Origin of the sequence: Pseudomonas sp. 58 R 3 (genome assembly GCF_900006605.1) — a bacterium.
Taxonomy (GTDB): Bacteria; Pseudomonadota; Gammaproteobacteria; order Pseudomonadales; family Pseudomonadaceae; genus Aquipseudomonas; species Aquipseudomonas salomonii.
In genome coordinates this window covers 356,018-379,157 of sequence record NZ_CVTT01000038.1, presented here as the reverse complement: position 1 = coordinate 379,157, position 23,140 = coordinate 356,018, and the positions used below count along the sequence as shown (strand labels likewise).

Here is a 23,140-nt window from a genome sequence, read left to right as displayed (position 1 = left end):
TCTAAAAACTTAGAAACAACAAGGCCCGGGATTGTACCGGGCCTTGAGCAAAACATCAGCCTCGCGACTAAACCCCGATCAGGCTCTCGCGCGCCTCGTAAGCCTGGCGGACCGGGGCGAACGAGCGACGGTGGATCGGCGTCGGGCCCAGGCGAGCCAGGGCTTCCAGATGAACGGGCGTCGGGTAGCCTTTATGACCACCGATGCCATAACCCGGATAGATCAATTCGAACGCCGCCATTTCGCGGTCGCGGCTGACCTTGGCCAGGATCGAGGCGGCGGCAATCGCCGGAACCTTGCTATCGCCCTTGACCACGGCTTCTGAAGGCATCGCCAGTTTGGGGCAGCGGTTGCCGTCGATCATCGCCATTTTCGGCGTGATGTGCAGCCCTTCGACGGCGCGCTGCATGGCCAGCATGGTCGCGTGAAGGATGTTCAGTTCATCGATCTCTTCGACTTCAGCCCGGGCGATGTGCCAGCTCAACGCTTTTTCGCAGATCTCGTCGTAGAGCTTTTCACGGCGTGCTTCGGTGAGTTTTTTCGAGTCATTGAGACCGAGGATCGGGCGATTTGGGTCGAGGATCACCGCCGCCGTCACCACCGCGCCACACAACGGGCCGCGCCCTACTTCATCCACACCGGCGACCAGTGCGTCGGCGTGTGCGACCAGACTGAAATCCAGGCCCATTTGCGTGGTCATAAAGCGTCCTGTTTTTGCCCGATCAAGGTTAATACGGCATCGGCCGCCTGGTTCGATGCATCACGCCGCAGGGTGCGGTGGATGTCGTCAAAACCACGGGTCTGCTCTTCGCCGCCGTCGATCAAGGGTAGTAGGGTTTGTGCCAGGGCTTCGGGCGTCGCATCGTCCTGCAACAACTCCGGCACCAGCAGGCGTTGGGCCAGCAGGTTAGGCAAGGAGATGTAAGGGCTCTTGACCATGCGCTTGAGAATCCAGAACGTCAGCGGCGCCAGGCGATAAGCCACCACCATTGGGCGCTTGTACAGCAGCGCCTCCAGGGTCGCGGTGCCCGAGGCAATCAGTACCGCATCACAAGCGGCAAGTGCCAGGTGCGACTGGCCGTCGAGCAAGGTCAACGGCAGAGTGCGGCCTTCGAGCAACGTCTCGATTTGTGCACGCCGTTGCGGGCTGGCGCAAGGCAACACGAAACGCACGCCTGGCTTCAAGGCTTGCAGGCGTTCGGCAGCCTCGAAAAACACACTGGCCAGACGCCCGACTTCACCGCCACGACTGCCCGGCATCAGTGCCACCAGCGGACCGTCGGGCAAGCCCAGCTCGGCACGCGCGGCGGCGCGATCAGCTTGCAGTGGGATAGTGTCGGCCAAGGTATGCCCGACAAACCGCACCGGCACGCCCTTCTCTTCGTAAAACCTGGCCTCGAACGGCAGCAAGGTCAGCATCAAGTCGCAACCCTCACGGATCTTCAGCACGCGCTTCTGCCGCCACGCCCATACGGACGGGCTGACGTAATGCACGGTCTTGATGCCGGCCTGACGCAACTTGAGCTCGATATTGAGGGTGAAGTCCGGCGCATCGATGCCAATAAAGACGTCGGGCTTTTCTTCGATCAGGGTTTGAATCAGCAGCTTGCGGCGCGCCAGCAACTCACGCAGGCGGCCCAGCACCTCCACCAGCCCCATGACCGACAGGCGCTCCATGGGAAAGTAGGAGGTCAGACCTTCGGCCTGCATTAGCGGGCCGCCCACACCGATAAACTCCACTGCAGGATGCTGGGCCTTGAGTGCCCGCATCAGGCCAGCGCCCAGAATATCGCCGGAAGCTTCACCGGCCACCAGCGCGATTCGCAGATTAGCCATGATCAGCGGGTGATGCCGCGGGTCGATGCCTGGATAGAGTCACGGAACACCGCAACTTCCGGGAACAACGCTGCCGGCTCGGTCAGTTCAGTCAGGGCCTGTTCAACCGTCAGCCCCTGACGGTAAACCGTCTTATAGGCGCGGCGCAGGGCGTGAATCGCATCTTCGCTGAAACCACGACGGCGCATGCCTTCGAAGTTCATGCTGCGGGCTTCGGCAGGGTTGCCGAACACCGTGACAAATGCAGGAACATCCTTGCCGATCGCGGTGCCCATGCCGGAAAAGCTGTGGGCGCCGATATGGCAATACTGGTGAACCAGGGTGAAGCCGGACAGGATCGCCCAATCGTCAACGTGCACATGGCCGGCCAGCGCCGTGTTGTTGACCAGGATGCAATGGTTGCCGATCACACTGTCATGGCCGATATGCGCATAGGCCATGATCAAATTGTGGTCACCCAAGGTGGTTTCGGCACGATCCTGCACAGTGCCCCGGTGAATGGTCACACCTTCACGGATGATGTTGTGATCACCGATTACCAGGCGTGTCTCTTCACCCTTGTACTTCATGTCCGGGGTGTCTTCGCCTACCGAGGAAAACTGGTAGATGCGATTGTGTTTGCCAATGCGGGTCGGACCTTTGAGGATCACGTGTGGCCCGATGACAGTCCCCTCGCCGATTTCAACACCTGCGCCGACGATCGACCAGGGGCCGACCTCAACGTCGGCGGCCAGAACGGCCGACGGATCGATGATTGCGCGAGGGTCAATCAAACTCATAGTTTGCGTTCCGCGCAGATGATCTCGGCGGAGCACACCGGCTTGCCGTCCACCGAAGCCTGGCATTCGAACTTCCAGATCTGGCGCTTGCAGCTGATGAACTTGGCTTCCAGGATCAACTGGTCACCCGGGGTGACCGGGTTGCGAAAGCGCAATTTGTCGGAGCCCACGAAATAGTAAAGCGTCCCGTCGGCAGGCTTGAGGTCGAGCATTTTGAAACCAAGGATACCGGCAGCCTGGGCCATCGCCTCGATGATCAGCACGCCCGGCATGATGGGATGCGCGGGGAAGTGACCATTGAAGAACGGTTCGTTGATGCTGACATTCTTGTAGGCACGAATGCGCTTTTCCTCGACGTTGAGGTCCACTACTCGGTCCACCAGCAGGAACGGGTAACGGTGAGGCAGGTATTCGCGAATCTCGTTGATGTCCATCATTTCGGGGGGAAGCCTGTAATAAAGATTGGGGGCGGGCGAACTAAACGCACGCCCCGCTAGCAAATCAAGGAGGCAGTCTAGCGGCTGTGCACACTTGATATGGAAATGGTATCAGCCTTCTGATGAAGCATTACCGCCAGGGGTCACGTCCTCGACACGCTTTTCGACCTGCTTGAGGCGTCGGGCCATGTCGTCGATCTTGCGCAAACGTGCCGCACTTTTGCGCCATTCAGCCGCCGGCTGCATGGCCGTACCGGAAGAATAGGAACCCGGCTCGGTAATCGAGTGGGTCACCATGGTCATGCCGGTGATGAAGACGTTGTCGCAAACTTCAATATGACCCACCAGGCCTACGCCACCGGCGAGCATGCAATGCTTGCCGATCTTGGTACTGCCGGAGATGCCTACACAGGCCGCCATGGCAGTGTGATCGCCAATCTGCACGTTGTGGGCGATCTGGATCTGGTTGTCGAGCTTCACGCCGTTACCGAGCACGGTATCGGCCAAGGCCCCGCGATCCACAGCGGTGTTGACACCGATTTCCACGTCATCGCCGATCAATACGCCGCCGACCTGGGCAATTTTGTGCCAGATGCCTTTGGCGTTGGCAAAACCGAAACCTTCACCACCGATCACGGCGCCCGACTGAATCACCACCCGCGCACCAATACGCACGTCGTGGTACAGGGTAACCCGCGGTGCCAGCCAACCATCGGCGCCGATTTCACAGCGCGCACCGATAAAGCAATGAGCACCCACCGTGACGCCGGCAGCAATGCGCGCACCACTCTCGATCACCGCAAACGCACCAATGCTGGCCGCAGGATCAACCTGGGCATCATCGGCAATCACGGCCGAAGGATGTATACCAGCCGCCGCCTTGGGTTTTGGATCGAACAGGTGCGACGCCCGGGCATACGCCAGGTAAGGGTCGGCAACCACCAGCGCATCCCCGGCAAACCCTTCGGCGTCAGCGGCCTTCAGCAACACGGCTGCGGCTTGGCTGTCGACCAGGTATTTACGGTATTGGGGATTTGCGAGGAAGCTCAACTGAGCTGGGCCAGCCTCCTGCAAGGTGGCTAGCCCAGTGATTTCTTTCTCCTTGGAGCCACGCAAGGTGGCCCCCAGGAACTCGGCCAACTCGCCGAGCTTGATAGTCGCGGTCATGGCTTACTTCAGCTGGTTCATGCGCTCGATCACCTGGCGGGTGATGTCGTATTGAGGCTTGACGTCAATCACGGCGCCGCGCTCGAACACCAGGTCAAAGGCACCTTTCTTGATGACTTCTTCCACAGCGCTGTCGAGCTTAGGCTTGAGCTGCTTGAGCATTTCACGGTCAGCAACGGCTTTGGCTTCGTTCAGTTCCTTGGATTGGAACTGGTAGTCGCGGGCCTTTTGCTTGAACTCAAGCTCCAGACGCTCACGCTCGCCTTGCTGCATTTTGTCGCCACCGGCTACCAGACGATCCTGGATACCCTTGGCACTGCTTTCCAGCGTCTTGAGCTTGGTCAGTTGCGGACCGAACTTCTTCTCGGCATCCACGGCGTAACGCTTGGCCGCGTCGGATTCCAGCAGGGCCATCTGATAGTTCAGGACGGCGATTTTCATTTCGGCGAAGGCCGGGGTGGTTACCAGCACGGTGGCCAGCAGAACCAATTGAGTCAACTTACGCACGATGTACTCCTACAGAATCCGTTGTCGTTATCTTGGGTCAGACGCTTAGAACGTCTGGCCGAGGGAGAATTGGAAAATCTGGGTTTCAGCGTTATCCGGTTTCTTGATCGGCATGGCCAAAGCAAAGCTCAATGGGCCAAGTGCGGTCACCCACGTCACACCCACACCAACGGAGCTGGCGAGGTTGCTCAGGCTGACGTCGTTGCACTGGGTCTGGGACACAGAACCAGGAGCCGGGTTGTTGACCTGCTGGCACTTGGAGTCGAACACGTTACCCACGTCCCAGAAAACCGAAGTACGCAGCGAACGCTGATCTTTGACGAATGGCAGTGGGAACAGAAGTTCAGCACCACCCTGGATCAGTACGTTACCACCGAATGCCAGAGCGTCATTGTTGGAATCAGGGAGCGTGCCTTGGTTACCGGTTACCGCTTGACCACGACTCGGCGTACCGCGCGGGCCCAAGGTGCTGTCCTTGAAGCCACGAACCGAGTTGAAACCACCTGCATAGTAGTTCTCATAGAACGGCAGACCACTGGTCGAACCATAACCGTCGCCATAACCCAGTTCGGTGTGCAGGCGCACGGTGTAGTTGTCGCTCAGGGGCTGGAACAACTGGCCACGGTAGTCGAGTTTGAAGAACGACAGGTCGCTGCCCGGCGTAGTGGCTTCAGCAGTCAGGCTTTGGGAATGGCCACGGGTCGCCAATACACCTTTGTTCAGGGTCGATTCCGACCAGCCAACCGACGCCTTGAAGTTCAGGAACTGATCACCTTCACGACGCACGAAGTCGAAAATCTCGTCCGTGGTGTACACACCGGTCTTGATTTTGTCCTGTTGCGCAGTAAAACCGAAGGTCAGACGCGAAGTCTCGCTGATCGGGTAACCGATGTTGACACCGGCGCCGAGGCTGTCGATCGCGTAGCTGGCAACGTCAACGTTAAGGTCTTTGTAGTCGGTGGTGCGATAGAAGGCGTTGTAGCCCAGGCTCACACCGTCAGCTGTCCAGTAGGGGTCGACATAACCGAAGTTATAGCGGCTCTGGTATTCGCTTCGGGTCAGGCCGATGGAGACCTTGTTACCGGTACCGAGGAAGTTGTTCTGGGTAATCGAACCACCAAGGATCAGGCCGGCGCTCTGTGCGAAACCGACGCTGGCGGTGATCGAGCCCGAGGCTTGTTCTTCAACGGCGTAGTTCACGTCAACCTGGTCATCCACACCCGGTACGGCCGGGGTTTCGACGTTGACTTCCTTAAAGAAGCCCAGGCGCTCAAGACGGGTCTTGGACTGGTCGATCAGGTAAGTCGACGCCCAGCCACCTTCCATCTGACGCATCTCACGACGCAGCACTTCGTCCGCAGACTTGGTGTTGCCACGGAAGTTGATGCGGTTCACGTAGGCACGCTTGCCAGGGTCGACAACGAAGGTGATGTCCACGGTGTGGTCTTCGTCGTGCGGGGTCGGCACGCCGTTGACGTTGGCAAAGGTATAGCCTTCGTTACCCAGGCGACGGGTGATCAGTTCGGACGTGGTGGTCATCAGCTTGCGCGAGAACACCTGGTCTTTCTGCACCAGCAACAGCGACTTCACCTGGTCTTCAGGGACTTTCAGGTCGCCGCTGAGCTTGACGTCACGCACGGTGTATTTCTCACCCTCGTTGACGTTGACGGTGATGTAGACGTGTTTTTTGTCCGGGGTGATGGACACCTGGGTCGAAGCGATATCCATGTTGATATAGCCACGGTCCAGGTAGTAGGAACGCAGACGTTCCAGGTCACCGGAGAGTTTTTCACGGGCGTACTTGTCATCGTTCTTGAAGAACGACAGCCAGTTGGTGGTCTTGAGTTCGAACAGGTCGATCAGGTCGTCATCAGCAAACTTGGTGTTACCCACCACGTTGATGTGCTGGATGGCCGCCACGGTGCCTTCGTTGATCTTGACCTTGAGGCCAACACGGTTACGAGGCTGCGGGATCACTTCGGTTTCCACGGACGCGGAGTAGCGACCCTGGGCGACGTACTGACGTTGCAGTTCGTTACGCACACCCTCGAGGGTGGCGCGCTGGAAGATCTCGCCTTCGGCCAGGCCGGATTGCTTGAGACCCTTCATCAAGTCTTCAGTGGAGATCGCCTTGTTACCCTCGATCTCGATACTGGCGACGGAAGGTCGCTCAACGACGGTGATGACCAGGACGTTACCTTCGCGACCCAGTTGGATATCTTGAAAGAACCCGGTTTTGAACAGCGCACGAGTGGATTCCACCAGGCGACGATCATCCGCCTGTTCCCCGACGTTCAACGGCAAGGCACCAAAGACGCTACCGGCGGAAACCCGCTGGAGGCCGTTGACGCGAATATCGGAGATAGTGAAGGACTCGGCGTGAACTTCGGCGATCATCAATACGGTGAGAACCGCAGTTAGCAGCAGACGTTTCATGAAGTCCTTTCTTATTCCAACTGGCAATAAACAAACTGCCGCAAAATGCGGCAGATTCGCAATTCAGCGAAGCGTTACAGTCGTCCCAGATCGTTGACCAGAGCTAACAACATCACTCCGACCACCAAACTGATACCGATCTGTATCCCCCAACCCTGCACCCGATCCGACAAGGGGCGACCACGCACCCACTCGACCAGATAAAACAACAGATGCCCCCCATCCAATACTGGGATGGGCAACAAATTCAGAACTCCAAGGCTAATACTCAGATAAGCCAGGAAATTCAGGAAATCCGCGACACCCGACTGGGCAGAAGCGCCCGCCACTTTAGCAATGGTTATCGGTCCACTCAAGTTTTTTACCGAGAGCTCGCCGAACAACATTTTCTTGAGCGATTCGAGGGTCAGCACACTCATGGTCCAAGTGCGTTTTGCACCCTCGCCAATTGCGGCCAACGGCCCGAAGCTGACCTCCCGTACCATCGATGGCGGCCAGTCGACACCTTTTACCCCGGCACCCAGATAACCCCCGGCTGCCTTGGCTTCCCCACGTACCGCCAGGGTCACAGGGACGTCGATTTGAGCACCATCGCGCTCAACTTTCAGCACAATTTTGGTATCAGGACGTACACGCACCAGGTCGACCACTTGCTGCCAGTCGCCCAGCGCCTGGCCATCGAGTGCCAGCAAGCGATCGCCGGTTTTCAGACCTGCGGCTTGCGCCGGGCCTTTCGGGTCCAGCTCGGCCAGCACCGGCGGCAAGGCCGGGCGCCAAGGCCGAATCCCCAACGATTTGATCGGATCAGGCTCATCCGCCCCCTTGAGCCAATGGTCCAGGGTTAGAGCGCGAGGCGTCTCGGCAGTGGAATCCGGTTCGCGCACCAGCACATTAATGGTGCCGCTTTCACCCATGCGGCGTACCAACTGCAAATTGACTGCGCCCCAACCCGTGGTCGGCTCGCCATCAATGGAAACAATTTCTTGCCCTGCGACCAGGCCGGCCCTGGCCGCCATGCTATCCGCTTCGACCGCGCCGATGACCGGGCGCACCTGTTGGCTGCCCATCATGGCCAGGACCCAGAAGAACACCATCGCCAACAGGAAGTTAGCGATCGGACCGGCAGCCACAATCGCGATACGCTGACGAACGGTCTTGCGATTGAAGGACTGGTCCACCTGGTCGGCGGGCACTTCGCCTTCACGCTCGTCGAGCATCTTGACGTAGCCACCCAGCGGAATGGCCGCAATCACGAATTCGGTGCCACGCCGATCATGCCAACGCAGCAACGGCATGCCGAAACCGACGGAAAAGCGCAGTACCTTGACGCCGCAACGACGCGCCACCCAAAAGTGGCCGAATTCGTGGAAGGTAACCAGCACACCCAGAGCAACCAGGGTGCCGACAATCATGTAGAGCGCACTCATCTAATTTCTCCGCATTCCAATCCAGTGCCTGAAGGCTCAAACCCGCCCACAGACTAACGCGCGTTGCGGTTCAACCATTGCCCGGCGAGGGTACGGGCCTTTGCATCGGCCTCGAACACTGCGCCTAAATCATCCACTGCCACAACGGGCTCAAGGCTCAAAACTTCCTCGATGATACTCGGGATCTGCGGGAAACGAATACGCCCGTCCAGAAACGCCGCCACAGCCACCTCGTTTGCCGCATTGAGCATCGCCGGCGCGCTGTTGCCCGCCTCTGCCGCTTGCCGCGCCAAACGCAGGCATGGGAAGCGTTGCTCGTCCGGCGCCTCGAAGTCCAGGCGCGCAACCGCGAACAGGTCCAACGGCGCGACACCCGAGTCAATCCGTTCCGGCCAGGCCAGGGCATTGGCGATCGGCGTGCGCATGTCCGGGTTACCCAACTGCGCCAACACCGAGCCATCCACGTAGTCGACCAGGGAATGAATCACACTTTGCGGGTGGATCACCACTTCAACCTGATCGGGCCGAGCGTCGAACAACCAGCACGCCTCGATCAACTCCAGGCCTTTGTTCATCATGCTCGCCGAGTCCACGGAAATCTTGCGCCCCATGGACCAATTCGGGTGTGCACAGGCCTGATCAGGCGACACGTGCTCCAGATCAGCCAGTGGAGTTTGCCGGAACGGGCCACCGGATGCCGTAAGAAGAATCCGCCGTACACCCACTTGGCTCAAGCCGCGGGCAAAATCGCCGGGCATGCACTGAAAGATTGCGTTGTGCTCACTGTCGAGGGGCAGCAACACCGCGCCGCTCTTGCGTACCGCCTGCATAAAGAGCGTGCCGGACATCACCAGCGCTTCTTTATTGGCCAACAGGATCTTCTTGCCGGCATCCACCGCCGCCAGGGTCGGGCGCAAACCCGCCGCGCCGACAATGGCCGCCACCACGGTGTCTACCTCGGCATCGGCCGACACCTGGCACAGTCCTTCTTCACCCACCAGCACCTGCGTAGCCAGCCCGGCAGCCTGCAGTTGTTGCTGCAAGCCACGCGCTGCTGCCACTTCAGGCACCACGGCAAAGCGCGGCGTATGGCGCACGCACAGGGCCAGCAGCTCGCTCAAACGGCTGAAGCCGGTCAAGGCAAACACCTGATAACGATCAGGATGGCGAGCGATCACATCCAGGGTGCTCAACCCGACCGAGCCGGTTGCACCCAGCACGGTCACCTGTTGCAAGCGGCTCACGAAGCCGTCATCCACAGCAGTACGGCAAAGATTGGAATCGCAGCGGTAAGGCTGTCGATACGATCCAGCACGCCGCCATGACCCGGCAGCAGGTTGCTGCTGTCCTTGATTCCGGCCTGGCGCTTGAACATGCTTTCAGTCAGGTCGCCCACCACCGAGATGAACACCACGACGGCCGTACCCAGCAGGGCCAGGAGTATTTCCTTTACCGACCAGTCGCGCACAACACCCACCACCAGCGTGATCAGCAAGGTCAACGCCAAGCCGCCGTAGACGCCTTCCCAGCTTTTGCCGGGGCTGACAGCCGGGGCCAGCTTGCGCTTGCCGAAGGCGCGGCCGGAGAAGTAGGCGCCGATATCCGCGCCCCACACCAGCACCATCACCGCCATGATCAACCAGTTGCCCATGGGCGCATTCTTGATTTCCACCAGGCCTTGCCAGGCCGGCAGCAAAATCAGCAAGCCGATCACCAATTTACTGGCGACACTGGACCAATGGCCGCTGGTGCGCGGAAAGGTCAGCACCAGGAAGGTCGCGAGCGCCCACCACAGTACCGCAGCGCCCAATACCCAAGGCACCACGATACTCGACAGGGTATGCATCAGAAACAGCAACAGCGCCACGACAGCGGCGTAGACCACGCGCGGCAATTGCGCGTTGAAGCCCGCCAGACGCGCCCATTCCCAGGCACCCAGGGTCACGACCACGCCGATAAACAGCGCAAAGCCGGAACCGTCGAGCAGGAAAAACCCACACAAGGCAATCGGCAGCAGGATCAGTGCGGTGATGATTCGTTGTTTAAGCATTTAAACCCGGGCTCCAGCTTCGATCTGCTCGCTCGTTTTACCGAAGCGGCGCTGACGGGAAGCGAAATCGGCCAGCGCATTACGCATGGCATCGTGTTTGAAGTCCGGCCAGAACAGGTCGGAGAAGTACAGCTCGGTATAGGCTAGCTGCCACAACAGGAAATTGCTGATGCGGTGCTCGCCACCGGTGCGGATGCACAGGTCCGGCAACGGCAGGTCGCCGGTCACCAGGCAGGTTTGCAGCAGTTCGGGCGTGATGTCGTCGGGCCGCAGGTGCCCGGCCTGTACTTCGCGGGCCAGGCGCTGCGCGGCCTGGGCGATATCCCACTGGCCGCCATAGTTGGCCGCGATCTGCAGTACAAAGCGGTCGCTGCCGGCGGTGATGGCTTCAGCTTCGCGCATGGCCGCCTGCAACTCCGGATGAAACCGCGAGCGGTCACCGATGATACGCAGGCTGATGTTGTTGTCGTTGAGGCGCTTGGCCTCACGACGCAGAGCCTTGAAGAACAGGTCCATCAAGGCACTGACTTCTTCGGCCGGCCGTTGCCAGTTCTCACTGGAGAAGGCAAACAAGGTCAACACTTCGACCTTGGCCTCGGCACACACCTCAATCACGGCGCGCACTGCATCGACACCCGCTTTATGCCCGGCGACACCCGGCATAAAGCGTTTCTTCGCCCAGCGATTATTCCCATCCATGATGATCGCGACATGGCGCGGCACCACAGAGGGCACAGTCTGCTTGGTCTTTTCCATGAAGGCGTCCTGACCCCTTATACGGCCATCAGGTCCTTTTCTTTCTCTTCCGTGGCCTTGGTGATCTGGGCCTCGGAATCTTTGGTCAGCTTGTCGATGTCGGCGACGGCGCGACGCTCTTCGTCTTCGCTGATTTCCTTGTCCTTGACCAGCTTCTTCAGGTCACCCAGTGCATCACGGCGGATATTACGCACCGCAACCCGCGCGTCTTCAGCCGCGCTGCGCGCCTGCTTGGTGAAGCCCTTACGGGTTTCCTCGGTCAAGGCCGGCATGGAGATCAGCAGCAACTCGCCCAGGTTGGTCGGGTTGAGGTTCAAGCCGGCGCTCTGGATGGCTTTGTCGACAGCGCCGAGCATGTTGCGCTCAAAAGCCACGACTTGCAGGGTGCGCGAGTCTTTTACGGTGATGTTGGCTACCTGGGTGATGGAGGTATCTGTGCCGTAGTACGGCACCATCACGCTACCCAGGATACTTGGGTGCGCCTTGCCGGTACGAATCTGACCAAACGCGTGGTTCAGAGACTCCAGGGATTTGTGCATACGCTCTTGAGCGTCTTTCTTGATTTCGTTGATCATTGTTGGCCTTCCTCGATCAGAGTCCCTTCCGCGCCGCCGTGTACGATATTCAGCAGGGCACCGGGCTTGTTCATGTTAAATACGCGCAGCGGCATCTTGTGGTCGCGGCACAGGCAAATAGCCGTCAGGTCCATCACACCCAGCTTGCGATCCAGCACTTCATCGTAGGTCAGATGATCGAACTTCTCGGCATGCGGGTCTTTGAATGGGTCGGCAGTGTAGACGCCATCCACCTTGGTGGCCTTGAGCACCACGTCGGCATCGATTTCGATGGCGCGCAGGCAAGCAGCCGAGTCCGTGGTGAAGAACGGGTTGCCGGTACCGGCAGCAAAGATCACCACTTCCTTGGCGTTCAGGTGGCGCATGGCTTTGCGACGATCATAGTGATCGGTCACGCCAACCATGGAAATAGCCGACATCACGATGGCCGAGATATTGGCGCGCTCCAGGGCGTCGCGCATGGCCAGGGCGTTCATCACAGTGGCCAGCATGCCCATGTGGTCGCCAGTGACACGGTCCATACCGGCAGCGCTCAGTGCCGCGCCACGGAACAGGTTACCGCCGCCAATCACCAGGCCGACTTGTACGCCGATGCCGACCAGCTGGCCGACTTCGAGTGCCATGCGGTCGAGCACCTTGGGATCGATCCCGAACTCTTCCGAGCCCATCAGGGCCTCGCCGCTGAGCTTGAGTAGAATGCGTTTATAGCGAGCCTGATAACCACTGCCCTGCTGAGCCATTGCGAATCTCTCCTGCGGCGTATTTTTTAAAAATTCTTGGCGAGCCGTTTACGGCTTGCGTTCACTCTAGCTGGACGCTATCACAGCGCCATCGGAACACGGCTTTGTAAGCCAGTTCCGACAGGAAACCAAATAAAATTGGCCTTCCCATTTGAAAAGAGGCTGCGCGCGTGAGCGGGCAGCCTCTTTCGGCGACAGTTGAAAACTGTCTTATTGCTTGGCGGCAGCCAGCTGGGCAGCAACTTCTTCAGCGAAGTTGTCGACCGGCTTCTCGATGCCCTCGCCTACTTTGTAGTAGGTGAAGGAAACGATTTCAGCACCGGCTTTCTTGGCCAGTTCGCCAACCTTGATTTCAGGGTTCTTGACGAACGCCTGCTCAACCAGGCTCGCTTCAGCCAGGAACTTGCTGATACGGCCTTTGATCATGTTTTCAACGATGTTTTCCGGCTTGCCGGCGATCTTGTCGGCGTTGAGGCTCAGGAACACGGCTTTTTCGCGTTCGATTGCGTCAGCGGAGACTTCCGATGGCAGCAGGAATTCAGGGTTGCTGGCCGCTACGTGCATAGCGATGTCTTTGGCCAGCTCAACGTCGCCGCCTTTAAGGGCAACCACAACGCCGATTTTGTTGCCGTGCAGGTAACCACCAACCACATCACCTTCGATGCGAGCCAGGCGACGGATGTTGACGTTTTCGCCAACCTTGCCGACCAGTACCAGGCGATCAGCTTCTTGAGCTTCGATCAACGGCTCAACGGTAGTGAGCTTGTCGTCGAATGCTTTCTTGACGCTGGCAGCAACGAATGCTTTGAAGTCGTCCTGCAGAGCCAGGAAGTCGGTCTGGGAGTTCACTTCCAGCAGAACGGCAGCCTTGCCGTCTTCAACCAGAGCGATAGCGCCTTCAGCAGCAACGTTGCCTGCTTTCTTGGCAGCCTTGATGGCGCCGGAAGCACGCATGTCGTCGATGGCTTTTTCGATGTCGCCGCCAGCCTTGGTCAAGGCCTTTTTGCAATCCATCATGCCTTCGCCGGTACGCTCACGCAGTTCTTTAACCAACGCTGCAGTAATCTCTGCCATTTCAAAATCCTCTTGGATAGGTTTTCAACCATTCCACCCGATCAAACGGGCGATCAATTCTTCCCGAATCACCCTTGTAGGCCGCTGCACGTTACAGAAGTTGTAGCTGCGCTGCCGACAAATGGTTTTCGAGGTGGCAAAAAGGGGGCCAAGCCCCCTTTTTGCTTACTGAGTCAACGCCAGGGCGCTAATTACTCAGCGGCAGCTACCGGAGCTTCTTCAACGAACTGCTCGGTACCACCAGCAACGTGGTTGCGACCACGGATTACAGCGTCAGCCATCGAACCCATGTACAGCTGGATAGCGCGGATTGCGTCATCGTTGCCTGGGATGATGTAGTCAACGCCTTCCGGGCTGCTGTTGGTATCGACTACGCCGATAACCGGGATGCCCAGCTTGTTGGCTTCGGTGATCGCGATGCGCTCGTGATCAACGTCGATAACGAACAGTGCGTCAGGCAGACCGCCCATGTCCTTGATACCACCCAGGGAACGATCGAGCTTCTCAAGATCGCGAGTGCGCATCAGCGCTTCTTTCTTGGTCAGCTTGGCGAAAGTACCGTCTTCGGCTTGCACTTCAAGGTCACGCAGACGCTTGATGGAAGCACGGATGGTTTTGAAGTTGGTCAGCATGCCGCCCAACCAGCGGTGATCGACGTACGGCGAACCGCAACGTGCTGCTTCTTCAGCAACGATCTTGCCAGCGGAACGCTTGGTGCCGACGAACAGGATCTTGTTTTTGCCCTGGGCCAGACGCTCTACGAAAGTCAGAGCTTCGTTGAACATTGGCAGGGTTTTTTCAAGGTTGATAATGTGGATCTTGTTACGCGCGCCGAAAATGTATTTACCCATTTTCGGGTTCCAGTAACGGGTCTGGTGACCGAAGTGCACACCGGCCTTCAGCATATCGCGCATGTTGACTTGGGACATGATAGTTCCTTAATAAGTCGGGTTTGGCCTCCACGTATCCCAATGACCAACCAGCGGCATCAAGGCCTCCGGCACCCAGGTCATCGTGTCGACACGTGTGTGGATTTAAGCTTTGCGGGGTATCCCCGGAAAGCGGCGCATTTTATACCACACGAAGGACGAAAACGAAACCCGCAATCACATTTGCCGGCCACCGCGTTCGCGTAACCCCTTGAATAGAGCCAACATCCCCCTACTCTATAGAGAGAAGCGATCATCAGAGGCTCATGATTTGACGCCAGCGTCTGTTAGAATCGCGTTTTTTGAGGCTTGTGCGAATTCCGTAACCATTTGTCGCACGCCCGTAAACCGTATTGATTTCAGCGCGTCGCGCTAGAGAGAGCCTGTATGACCGTTAGTTTGAAAACCGCCGAAGACATCGCCGGCATGCGCATTGCCGGCAAACTGGCTGCCGACGTGCTGGAAATGATTGCCGAGCATGTCAAGCCAGGCGTCACCACCGAAACCCTGAACCAGATCTGCCACGACTATATAGTCAACGTGCAGAAGGCCATCCCTGCCCCCCTGAACTACAAGGGCTTCCCCAAGTCGATCTGCACCTCGGTCAACCACGTGGTCTGCCACGGGATTCCAGGCGACAAGCCGTTGAAGGACGGCGACACCCTGAACATCGACGTTACCGTGATCAAGGACCGCTATTTCGGCGATACCAGCCGCATGTTCCACGTCGGCAATGTGCCGGTCTGGGCTGAGCGCCTGTCCCAGGTCACCCAGGAATGCATGTACAAGGCGATCGAGATCGTAAAACCTGGCTGCCGCCTGGGCGACATCGGTGAAGTGATCCAGAAGCACGCAGAAAAGAACGGCTTTTCGGTGGTGCGCGAATTCTGCGGCCACGGTATCGGCACCGTATTCCACGAAGAACCGCAGATTCTGCACTACGGCCGCGCCGGCACCGGCATGGAACTCAAGGCAGGCATGACCTTCACCATCGAGCCGATGATCAACCAGGGCAAGGCCGACACCAAGGTGCTGGGCGACGGCTGGACCGCCATCACCAAGGACCGCAAGCTCTCGGCCCAGTGGGAACACACCCTGCTCGTCACCGAAACCGGTTACGAGATCTTCACCCTGCGCGCAGACGACACGATCCCGCGCGTCTCGGCGTAATGGTTGCCGCGGTTTTCCAGCGACACCGTTGTGACTGACTCCATAGACAGATAGGAAAGCCGATCGATGCCCCAGGTGGATCCCGAACTCTTCGACCGTGGCCAGTTCCAGGCCGAACTGGCCCTGAAGGCAAGCCCCATCGCCGCCTTCAAGAAGGCTATCCGCCAGGCCCGCGAGGTGCTCGATGCACGCTTTCGCAGCGGCCGCGACATCCGTCGGCTGATCGAGGATCGCGCCTGGTTCGTCGATAACATCCTGCAAAAGGCCTGGGAACAGTTCAGCTGGAGTGAAGACGCCGACATCGCTCTGGTGGCGGTCGGCGGCTACGGGCGCGGCGAGTTGCACCCCTACTCCGACATCGACCTGCTGATCCTGCTGGACAGTGCCGACCATGAGATCTTTCGCGATTCCATCGAGCGTTTTCTGACGTTGCTGTGGGATATCGGCCTGGAAGTCGGCCAGAGCGTGCGCTCGGTGGACGAATGCGCCGAAGAGGCGCGCGCCGACCTCACCGTGATCACCAACCTGATGGAAAGCCGCACCATCGCCGGCCCCGAACGCCTGCGTCAGCGCATGCTGGAGGTCACCAGCACCGCACATATGTGGCCGAGCAAGGAGTTCTTCCTGGCCAAGCGGGCCGAGCAAAAAGCCCGGCACCACAAGTACAACGACACCGAATATAACCTGGAGCCCAACGTCAAAGGCTCACCGGGCGGGCTGCGCGACATCCAGACCATCCTGTGGGTGGCTCGTCGCCAGTATGGCACCCTCAACCTGCGTGCCCTGGCTGGCGAAGGCTTTCTGGTCGAGAGCGAAAATGCACTGCTGGCCTCGTCCCAGGAGTTCCTTTGGAAGGTGCGTTACGCCCTGCACATGCTCGCCGGGCGCTCCGAAGACCGCCTGCTGTTCGACCACCAGCGCTCCATCGCCACCCTGCTGGGCTTTGAAGGCGAAGACGCCAAAACCAGCATCGAAAGCTTCATGCAACAGTATTACCGCGTGGTCATGAGCATTGCCCAGCTCAGCGACCTGATCATCCAGCACTTTGAAGAAGTGATTCTGGCCCCGGAGGACGAAGCCCCGCCGCTGCCGATCAACTCGCGCTTTCAACTGCACGACGGCTATATCGAGGCGCGCAACGACAATGTGTTCCGCCGCACACCGTTCGCCATGCTGGAAATCTTCGTGCTGATGGCCCAGCAGCCGGAAATCAAAGGCGTGCGCGCCGATACCATCCGCCTGCTGCGGGAAAACCGTCACCTGATCGACGATGAGTTTCGCAACGATATCCGCAACACCAGCCTGTTTATCGAACTGTTCAAGTGCAAGATCGGCATCCACCGCAACCTGCGGCGCATGAACCGCTACGGCATCCTCGGCCGCTACCTGCCGGAGTTCGGCTTTATCGTCGGGCAGATGCAACACGACCTGTTCCACATCTATACCGTGGACGCCCACACGCTCAATTTGATCAAACACCTGCGCAAGTTGCAGTACACCCAGGTGTCGGAGAAATTCCCGCTGGCCAGCAAGCTCATGGCCAAGTTGCCCAAACCCGAACTGATCTACCTGGCCGGCCTGTACCACGACATCGGCAAAGGCCGGCATGGCGACCACTCCGAAGTGGGCGCGGTCGATGCCGAAGCCTTCTGCCAGCGCCACCAACTGCCGCTGTGGGACAGCCGCCTGATCGTCTGGCTGGTGCAGAACCACTTGGTGATGTCGACCACCGCACAGCGCAAAGACTTGTCCGACCCGCAGGTGATTCATGATTTTGCCGGGATCGTCGGCGATGAAACCCGCCTCGACTACCTCTACGTGCTGACCGTCTCCGACATCAACGCCACCAACCCGACACTGTGGAACTCCTGGCGCGCCAGCCTGTTGCGCCAGCTCTACACCGAGACCAAGCGCGCGCTGCGCCGTGGCCTGGAAAACCCGGTGGACCGCGAGGAGCAGATCCGCCGTACCCAAAGCGCGGCCCTGGATATCCTGGTGCGCGGCGGTAACGACCCGGATGACGTCGAGCAGCTATGGTCGCAACTGGGCGATGATTACTTCCTGCGCCACACTGCCGGCGACGTGGCCTGGCACAGTGACGCGATCCTACAGCAGCCGGCCGACGGCGGGCCACTGGTGCTGATCAAGGAAACCACCCAGCGCGAATTCGAGGGCGGCACGCAGATCTTCATCTACGCGCCGGACCAGCACGACTTCTTCGCTGTGACCGTGGCCGCCATGGACCAGCTCAACCTGAACATCCATGACGCGCGGGTTATCACGTCCAGCAGCCAGTTCACCCTCGACACCTATATCGTGCTCGACACCGACGGCGACTCGATCGGTGACAACCCCGCACGCGTGAAAAAGATCCGTGAAGGCCTTACCGAGGCTTTGCGCAACCCGGACGACTACCCGACCATCATCCAGCGTCGGGTACCGCGCCAGCTCAAGCACTTTGCGTTTGCGCCCCAGGTGACCATTTCCAACGACGCCCAGCGCCCGGTCACAGTGCTGGAACTCAGCGCACCCGACCGCCCAGGCTTGCTGGCGCGCATCGGCGGGATCTTCCTGGAGTTCGACCTGTCGTTGCAAAACGCCAAGATTGCGACCCTGGGGGAACGCGTGGAAGACGTGTTTTTCATTACCGACGCCGACAACCAACCGCTGTCCGACCCGCAGCTGTGCCTGCGTTTGCAGGAAGCCATCGTGCAGCAGTTGAGCGTGACCCAGGAACCGGGTGTCGAGCTGACCAGACTGACCATTTGATTTTTAACATTGTGGACACGATTCATGTGGGAGCTGGCTTGCCTGCGATGCAGACACCTTGGTCTATCAGGCAAACCACAGTGATGCCATCGCAGGCAAGCCAGCTCCCACAGAGTGCGTGCCGACCGTAAGAGGCTTACATGAACAACGCCCTGAACCAGCTCCAGCCCTACCCGTTCGAGAAACTGCGCGCCCTGCTCGGCAGCGTCACGCCCAACCCGGACAAACGCCCGATTGCGCTGTCGATCGGCGAGCCGAAGCACAAATCCCCAGCCTTCGTAGCCAAGGCCCTGGCGGATAATCTTGACCAGATGGCGGTGTACCCGACCACTCTGGGCATCCCGGCCCTGCGCGAGGCCATCGGCGCCTGGTGCGAGCGGCGCTTCGACGTGCCCACAGGTTGGCTCGACCCGGCGCGCAACATCCTGCCGGTCAACGGCACCCGCGAGGCGCTGTTTGCCTTCACCCAAACCGTGGTCAACCGCGCTGACGATGCACTGGTGGTCAGCCCCAACCCGTTCTATCAGATCTACGAAGGCGCTGCGTTCCTGGCCGGGGCCAAGCCGCATTACCTGGCGTGCCTGGACAGCAATGGTTTCAACCCGGACTTCGACGCCGTCTCGCCAGACATCTGGAAACGCTGCCAGATCCTGTTCCTGTGCTCGCCCGGCAACCCGACCGGCGCGCTGATCCCGGTCGAGACCCTGAAAAAGCTCATCGCCCTGGCCGACGAATATGACTTCGTGATCGCCGCCGACGAGTGCTACAGCGAGCTGTACTTCGACGAACAAACTCCGCCGCCAGGCCTGCTCAGTGCCTGCGTGGAACTGGGCCGCCAGGATTTCAAGCGTTGCGTGGTGTTTCACAGCCTGTCCAAGCGCTCCAACCTGCCGGGCCTGCGCTCGGGTTTCGTGGCTGGCGATGCCGATATCCTCAAGGCCTTCCTGCTGTACCGCACCTATCACGGTTGCGCGATGCCGGTGCAAACCCAGCGGGCCAGCATTGCTGCCTGGCAGGATGAAGCTCACGTATTGGCCAACCGTGATTTGTATCGGGAGAAATTCGACGCCGTGCTGGCCATTCTCAAGCCAGTGCTGGATGTACAAGCCCCAGACGGCGGCTTCTATCTGTGGCCGAACGTGAAGGGCGACGATGCCGCGTTCTGTCGTGACTTGTTTGTAGAAGAACACGTGACCGTAGTGCCGGGTTCGTACCTGTCACGCGAAGTGGACGGTTTCAACCCGGGTGCCGGGCGCGTACGCCTGGCGCTGGTGGCGCCGTTGGCGGAGTGTGTGGAAGCGGCAGAACGGATTCGCGACTTCATAAGTCGTCGCTGAACATCCCTGCGCTGCCCGTACTGTGAATAAAGTGCGGGCAGCGCCATATCATCGACACTGCGCTGCATAAGCAGCTGTTTGCGTAAAAATGATAATCGGTGGAACCTTATCAGCCACAAGTACCACTCAATGTTCATTAACGTTTTGAACAATGTGGACATGGCACGATGACGAACCTGAGCACAGCAACTCTCGGTTTCACCTCCATACGCACTCACGACAGTGATAGATATCAAACGTCCCCGGATAAATCCCACTCAAGAAAAACCCGCGCAGTTTCAGCACCCGAAAAATACTGGCCGCAAAATTCCACGCTGAAGATCGCTGTCTATGATGCCGACGAAGAAGCACTGGAGCAGATAAAAAAAGCTGCGAATCTTTGGCTACCGCATATCAATCTGACCTTCGAATTTGTTTCAGGGGAAGAGGGAGATATACGCATCGCGCTGGACTATGGGGAGACTCAATCAGGCAGCTCTGCACTGGGCACCAACGCGCAAAAGGTGCCCTTCTACATGCCGACCATGGTGTTGCCAAACCCTTACGACAACCCAAGATTCGAAGCGATTGCAGCCCATGAATTCGGGCATGCCCTAGGGCTGTACCATGAACATAAACACCCCGATAGAACGATCGATTTTAATACGCCGGTCATCTACAGACATTTCAAAGGCCATGGGTCGGATGAAGCCATCCATAAAGACATTCTCCAGCGCCTTGCTGGACAAAACGTCGCCGCCTCCGAATACGATCAAAACTCAATCATGCATTACGGCTTCAGCCGCGACGAGCTATGGAAGCAGCCGGCGATCCCCTGGCCCACCCGATTGACAGAACTGGATAAGTCTTTCATAGCCTCGCAATACCCCAAACCTTAAGGCACCGCGGTGCGCACAACTACTTCATCACCCCCAGATTCGCCTCACTCATATCCAGATCCGCCAATACTTCGCGCAACACGTCATCACCAATCTGGTGATGACGGCTCAGGCTGTACAACTCCAACCGCTGGGCGCGCAGGGCCTTGAGCCGCAACTTGCGCTCAAGCTGGTCCATCTGCAACGCCAGCGCCTGGGCTTCGGCCGAATCGTTGAACACGTCCAACTGGTGACGATACTCGGACATCAACCGTGCCTTAAGCTCAGCGGCCAACGCCGCCTGGGCGGCGTCAGGGGTTTCGCTTTCTGCCGGTTCTTCTGCTTCAAGGGCATGGATCGCCGCCACGGCAGTTTTTTTCCACGCTTCACGCACTTCGTTATGGCGTTTTTCGTCGGGGCTTTGCTCGATACCGCGCAACAGCAATGGCAATGCAATGCAGGCGGCCACCAGCGACAGCAGGATTACCCCGGCGGCGATGAAGATCAGCAGGTCACGCTGAGGAAAATCCTGGCCGGGCGCCAGCAGCAAAGGCACCGACATCACACCCGCCAACGTGACCGCACCGCGCACGCCACCCACGGTCAACAGCCAGCAGGAGCGGGCCGTGGGCACAAGTGTCAATTCGCTTTTCCCACGTAGCCGCCGCAACAGCCCCGACAGCCGCCAGATGCTTTGCACCCAGACAAACCGTAACACCACCAGCACCAGGAAAATCGCAACCACATCCAGGCAGCGGTACAGCAAGGTTGGCCACAGTGTCGGCTCATGGCTGACCACGGCCTTGATGATGTCGGGCAGTTGCAGGCCCAGCAGCAGGAAGATCAGGCCATTAAACGCAAACTCCAGCAGCGACCACACACTGCGGTTGAGCAAACGCGTGCTGGTCTGGCGTGGCAGCAAGTCGAGCCAGCTTTGCATCATGCCCGCCGCCACCGCCGAGAGAATCCCCGAGGCGCCCAGGCGCTCGGCCAGCACATAGGCTGCGAACGGCAGCAACAACATAAACACCACGTGGGTGGCCGGGTCGTCCCAGCCCCGCGCGATCATCCAGGCGCGTAAACGGCCGACCAGCCAACTCAGCGCCACGCCAACGGCCAGACCGCCCACCGCCACCAGCACAAAAGTGAGGCTGGCATCCGCCAGGGAAAACACGCCGGTCAACGCAGCCGCCAGGGCGAACTTGAAGGTCACCAGGCCGGAGGCATCATTCATCAATGCCTCGCCTTGCAGCATATGCATCAGAGGTTTTGGCAGGCGATTTTGGGAAATGGCCGACACCGCCACGGCGTCAGTCGGGGACAATACAGCCGCCAAGGCGAAGGCCACCGGCAACGGGATCGTAGGCAATATCCAATGGATGAAGTAACCGGCGCCCACCACGGTAAAGAGCACCAGCCCCACCGCCAGCGTAAGGATCGGGCCTCTGAGCCGCCACAATTCGCGCTTGGGCATGCGCCAGCCATCGGAGAACAGCAACGGCGGCAGGAACAGAAACAGGAACAGCTCCGGGTCCAGCGCTACGTGCAGCCCCAGCGTCGGCCAGGCCAGCAAGGCCCCGGCGGCGATCTGCACCAAAGGCAACGGCAGGGGAATAATGCGCCCGACAAGGCGTGAAACGCTGACCAGCATCAGCAGGATAAGAACAGTGTAGGCGGTTTGCATAACGCGGGGTTCCCGGACAATCGACTTGCTATGACACCGATCAGGCAACAACAGGCCGTTGAAGTGCCATATTAACCGGCTATGTTACCCCCATGGCTGCGCAACGGCTTTTGCACATAAGTCGCACTGAATCATCGGCGAGTATGACGAGCGGCACCCAAACCCGCTGGCCGTGGCATAATCCGTGACCTTTAACTTTCATACGTCCAAAGGGGGGCAATTCCTTGACCGCTTCAAGCAAAACCTTGCACCTTTTCGGCATCAAAGCCTGCGACACCATGAAAAAGGCGCGCACCTGGCTCGATGAGCACGCTGTGAGCTATGAGTTCCACGACTACAAAACGGCCGGTATCGACCGCGAACACTTGACCCAATGGTGCAATGAGCACGGTTGGCAGGTGGTTTTGAACCGTGCGGGCACCACCTTTCGCAAACTCGAAGACGAACGCAAAGCCGATCTCGATCAGTCGAAAGCCATTGAATTGATGCTCGCACAACCCTCGATGATCAAGCGCCCGGTGCTCGATCTCGGTGACAGAACCCTGATTGGCTTCAAGCCAGATAGTTATTCGGCGGCCCTCAAGTAGGCCAGCCTTCCATTTTTGTAGAG

21 protein-coding genes are annotated in these 23,140 nt (G+C 59.0%); 5 read left to right on the top strand and 16 right to left on the bottom strand.

Going from position 1 to position 23,140, the window contains the following annotated elements; translation table 11 throughout:
- Positions 1–67 precede the first annotated feature (67 nt).
- The 15 genes from rnhB to rpsB all read right to left on the bottom strand — a co-directional run bounded on the left by rnhB (position 68) and on the right by rpsB (position 14,713).
- Positions 68–700, bottom strand: a complete 633-nt coding sequence (gene rnhB, locus BFP92_RS07490; protein WP_065928980.1) for a ribonuclease HII — start codon at positions 698–700, stop codon at positions 68–70.
- Complete coding sequence (lpxB, locus tag BFP92_RS07485; RefSeq protein WP_056857530.1) at positions 697–1,836, bottom strand: lipid-A-disaccharide synthase; 1,140 nt, start codon at positions 1,834–1,836, stop codon at positions 697–699. Before lpxB ends, rnhB begins: the two co-directional genes overlap by 4 nt.
- 2 nt (positions 1,837–1,838) lie before the next feature.
- On the bottom strand, positions 1,839–2,615 hold the full coding sequence (lpxA, locus tag BFP92_RS07480) for an acyl-ACP--UDP-N-acetylglucosamine O-acyltransferase (RefSeq protein ID WP_056857531.1): 777 nt from the start codon (positions 2,613–2,615) through the stop codon (positions 1,839–1,841).
- Positions 2,612–3,052, bottom strand: a complete 441-nt coding sequence (gene fabZ / locus BFP92_RS07475; RefSeq protein ID WP_003172281.1) for a 3-hydroxyacyl-ACP dehydratase FabZ — start codon at positions 3,050–3,052, stop codon at positions 2,612–2,614. The genes lpxA and fabZ overlap by 4 nt, the downstream gene beginning before the upstream one ends.
- A gap of 111 nt (positions 3,053–3,163) precedes the next feature.
- Entirely contained in the window at positions 3,164–4,219 is a 1,056-nt protein-coding gene (gene lpxD, locus BFP92_RS07470; RefSeq protein WP_056857532.1) for a UDP-3-O-(3-hydroxymyristoyl)glucosamine N-acyltransferase, read from the bottom strand.
- A 3-nt stretch (positions 4,220–4,222) separates the two neighbouring features.
- Positions 4,223–4,726, bottom strand: a complete 504-nt coding sequence (locus BFP92_RS07465) for an OmpH/Skp family outer membrane protein (RefSeq protein ID WP_003189173.1) — start codon at positions 4,724–4,726, stop codon at positions 4,223–4,225.
- Positions 4,727–4,771: 45 nt separating this feature from the next.
- Positions 4,772–7,162, bottom strand: a complete 2,391-nt coding sequence (bamA, locus tag BFP92_RS07460; protein WP_065928979.1) for an outer membrane protein assembly factor BamA — start codon at positions 7,160–7,162, stop codon at positions 4,772–4,774.
- Between the two features lie 74 nt (positions 7,163–7,236).
- Positions 7,237–8,589 carry a sigma E protease regulator RseP gene (gene rseP / locus BFP92_RS07455; RefSeq protein WP_065928978.1) on the bottom strand — a complete coding sequence of 451 codons (1,353 nt, stop codon included), beginning with the start codon at positions 8,587–8,589 and terminating at the stop codon, positions 7,237–7,239.
- A gap of 53 nt (positions 8,590–8,642) precedes the next feature.
- Positions 8,643–9,833 (bottom strand): 1-deoxy-D-xylulose-5-phosphate reductoisomerase, encoded by a 1,191-nt coding sequence (ispC, locus tag BFP92_RS07450; RefSeq protein ID WP_065928977.1) that lies wholly within the window; start codon positions 9,831–9,833, stop codon positions 8,643–8,645.
- Positions 9,830–10,639, bottom strand: a complete 810-nt coding sequence (locus BFP92_RS07445; RefSeq protein WP_065928976.1) for a phosphatidate cytidylyltransferase — start codon at positions 10,637–10,639, stop codon at positions 9,830–9,832. Before BFP92_RS07445 ends, ispC begins: the two co-directional genes overlap by 4 nt.
- On the bottom strand, positions 10,640–11,395 hold the full coding sequence (uppS, locus tag BFP92_RS07440; RefSeq protein ID WP_056857537.1) for a polyprenyl diphosphate synthase: 756 nt from the start codon (positions 11,393–11,395) through the stop codon (positions 10,640–10,642). It abuts the gene before it with no gap.
- Between the two features lie 17 nt (positions 11,396–11,412).
- Positions 11,413–11,970, bottom strand: a complete 558-nt coding sequence (gene frr / locus BFP92_RS07435; protein WP_065928975.1) for a ribosome recycling factor — start codon at positions 11,968–11,970, stop codon at positions 11,413–11,415.
- Positions 11,967–12,710, bottom strand: coding sequence for a UMP kinase (gene pyrH, locus BFP92_RS07430; protein WP_003172271.1), 744 nt, complete (start codon positions 12,708–12,710; stop codon positions 11,967–11,969). The genes frr and pyrH overlap by 4 nt, the downstream gene beginning before the upstream one ends.
- Positions 12,711–12,920: 210 nt before the next feature.
- Entirely contained in the window at positions 12,921–13,784 is an 864-nt protein-coding gene (tsf, locus tag BFP92_RS07425; protein ID WP_053254736.1) for a translation elongation factor Ts, read from the bottom strand.
- A 191-nt stretch (positions 13,785–13,975) separates the two neighbouring features.
- Positions 13,976–14,713 (bottom strand): 30S ribosomal protein S2, encoded by a 738-nt coding sequence (rpsB, locus tag BFP92_RS07420; protein ID WP_003219330.1) that lies wholly within the window; start codon positions 14,711–14,713, stop codon positions 13,976–13,978.
- Positions 14,714–15,100: 387 nt separating this feature from the next.
- Here rpsB and map point away from each other — a divergent pair, with 387 nt between their 5' ends.
- The 4 genes from map to BFP92_RS07400 all read left to right on the top strand — a co-directional run bounded on the left by map (position 15,101) and on the right by BFP92_RS07400 (position 20,867).
- Entirely contained in the window at positions 15,101–15,883 is a 783-nt protein-coding gene (map, locus tag BFP92_RS07415) for a type I methionyl aminopeptidase (RefSeq protein WP_032877377.1), read from the top strand.
- 66 nt (positions 15,884–15,949) lie between these two features.
- Entirely contained in the window at positions 15,950–18,652 is a 2,703-nt protein-coding gene (locus tag BFP92_RS07410) for a [protein-PII] uridylyltransferase (protein WP_065928974.1), read from the top strand.
- A gap of 140 nt (positions 18,653–18,792) precedes the next feature.
- Positions 18,793–19,989 carry a succinyldiaminopimelate transaminase gene (dapC, locus tag BFP92_RS07405; protein WP_065928973.1) on the top strand — a complete coding sequence of 399 codons (1,197 nt, stop codon included), beginning with the start codon at positions 18,793–18,795 and terminating at the stop codon, positions 19,987–19,989.
- Positions 19,990–20,156: 167 nt separating this feature from the next.
- Positions 20,157–20,867 carry a M12 family metallopeptidase gene (locus BFP92_RS07400; RefSeq protein WP_065928972.1) on the top strand — a complete coding sequence of 237 codons (711 nt, stop codon included), beginning with the start codon at positions 20,157–20,159 and terminating at the stop codon, positions 20,865–20,867.
- Between the two features lie 19 nt (positions 20,868–20,886).
- Here the strand turns inward: BFP92_RS07400 and BFP92_RS07395 are convergent, their stop codons facing one another.
- The gene (locus BFP92_RS07395) at positions 20,887–22,530 is read right to left on the bottom strand and encodes a Na+/H+ antiporter (RefSeq protein WP_065928971.1); all 1,644 of its coding nucleotides are present in this window, start codon (positions 22,528–22,530) and stop codon (positions 20,887–20,889) included.
- Positions 22,531–22,808: 278 nt separating this feature from the next.
- Here BFP92_RS07395 and BFP92_RS07390 point away from each other — a divergent pair, with 278 nt between their 5' ends.
- Positions 22,809–23,117, top strand: a complete 309-nt coding sequence (locus BFP92_RS07390) for an arsenate reductase (protein ID WP_231982825.1) — start codon at positions 22,809–22,811, stop codon at positions 23,115–23,117.
- Positions 23,118–23,140: the final 23 nt, after the last annotated feature.

What these genes read in the sequence shown, in the direction of transcription:
- rnhB (WP_065928980.1), bottom strand. Translation starts at nt 700, where the DNA reads ATGACCACGCAAATGGGCCTGGATTTCAGTCTGGTCGCACACGCCGAC.
- lpxB (WP_056857530.1), bottom strand. Translation starts at nt 1,836, where the DNA reads ATGGCTAATCTGCGAATCGCGCTGGTGGCCGGTGAAGCTTCCGGCGAT.
- lpxA (WP_056857531.1), bottom strand. Translation starts at nt 2,615, where the DNA reads ATGAGTTTGATTGACCCTCGCGCAATCATCGATCCGTCGGCCGTTCTG.
- fabZ (WP_003172281.1), bottom strand. Translation starts at nt 3,052, where the DNA reads ATGATGGACATCAACGAGATTCGCGAATACCTGCCTCACCGTTACCCG.
- lpxD (WP_056857532.1), bottom strand. Translation starts at nt 4,219, where the DNA reads ATGACCGCGACTATCAAGCTCGGCGAGTTGGCCGAGTTCCTGGGGGCC.
- bamA (WP_065928979.1), bottom strand. Translation starts at nt 7,162, where the DNA reads ATGAAACGTCTGCTGCTAACTGCGGTTCTCACCGTATTGATGATCGCC.
- rseP (WP_065928978.1), bottom strand. Translation starts at nt 8,589, where the DNA reads ATGAGTGCGCTCTACATGATTGTCGGCACCCTGGTTGCTCTGGGTGTG.
- BFP92_RS07445 (WP_065928976.1), bottom strand. Translation starts at nt 10,639, where the DNA reads ATGCTTAAACAACGAATCATCACCGCACTGATCCTGCTGCCGATTGCC.
- uppS (WP_056857537.1), bottom strand. Translation starts at nt 11,395, where the DNA reads ATGGAAAAGACCAAGCAGACTGTGCCCTCTGTGGTGCCGCGCCATGTC.
- frr (WP_065928975.1), bottom strand. Translation starts at nt 11,970, where the DNA reads ATGATCAACGAAATCAAGAAAGACGCTCAAGAGCGTATGCACAAATCC.
- pyrH (WP_003172271.1), bottom strand. Translation starts at nt 12,710, where the DNA reads ATGGCTCAGCAGGGCAGTGGTTATCAGGCTCGCTATAAACGCATTCTA.
- tsf (WP_053254736.1), bottom strand. Translation starts at nt 13,784, where the DNA reads ATGGCAGAGATTACTGCAGCGTTGGTTAAAGAACTGCGTGAGCGTACC.
- rpsB (WP_003219330.1), bottom strand. Translation starts at nt 14,713, where the DNA reads ATGTCCCAAGTCAACATGCGCGATATGCTGAAGGCCGGTGTGCACTTC.
- map (WP_032877377.1), top strand. Translation starts at nt 15,101, where the DNA reads ATGACCGTTAGTTTGAAAACCGCCGAAGACATCGCCGGCATGCGCATT.
- BFP92_RS07410 (WP_065928974.1), top strand. Translation starts at nt 15,950, where the DNA reads ATGCCCCAGGTGGATCCCGAACTCTTCGACCGTGGCCAGTTCCAGGCC.
- dapC (WP_065928973.1), top strand. Translation starts at nt 18,793, where the DNA reads ATGAACAACGCCCTGAACCAGCTCCAGCCCTACCCGTTCGAGAAACTG.
- BFP92_RS07400 (WP_065928972.1), top strand. Translation starts at nt 20,157, where the DNA reads ATGACGAACCTGAGCACAGCAACTCTCGGTTTCACCTCCATACGCACT.
- BFP92_RS07395 (WP_065928971.1), bottom strand. Translation starts at nt 22,530, where the DNA reads ATGCAAACCGCCTACACTGTTCTTATCCTGCTGATGCTGGTCAGCGTT.
- BFP92_RS07390 (WP_231982825.1), top strand. Translation starts at nt 22,809, where the DNA reads ATGAAAAAGGCGCGCACCTGGCTCGATGAGCACGCTGTGAGCTATGAG.